Raw genomic sequence first — 292 nt, forward strand, 5'->3', positions numbered from 1 at the left:
CGCCGCTACTCAGGAAATCGCATTTGCTTTCTCTTCCTCCAGGTACTTAGATGTTTCAGTTCCCTGGGTCTGTCTTCCTTACCCTATGTATTCAGGCAAGGATACCATACCATTACGTATGGTGGGTTTCCCCATTCGGAAATCTTCGGATCAAAGCTTACTTACAGCTCCCCGAAGCATATCGGCGTTAGTCCCGTCCTTCATCGACTCCTAGTGTCAAGGCATCCACCGTGCGCCCTTTCTAACTTAACCAAACTAAAATTAAAAAAATATGAGCTACACTGTTATCTAG

At 45.5% G+C, this 292-nt stretch carries 1 rRNA gene; it reads right to left on the reverse strand.

Going from position 1 to position 292, the window contains the following annotated elements:
* A 23S ribosomal RNA gene (locus ACSG5Z_RS31310) occupies positions 1-252 on the reverse strand; the annotation flags it as partial.
* Positions 253-292: the final 40 nt, after the last annotated feature.

It is taken from the genome of Bacillus pretiosus, assembly GCF_051294775.1.
Taxonomy (GTDB): Bacteria; Bacillota; Bacilli; order Bacillales; family Bacillaceae_G; genus Bacillus_A; species Bacillus_A wiedmannii.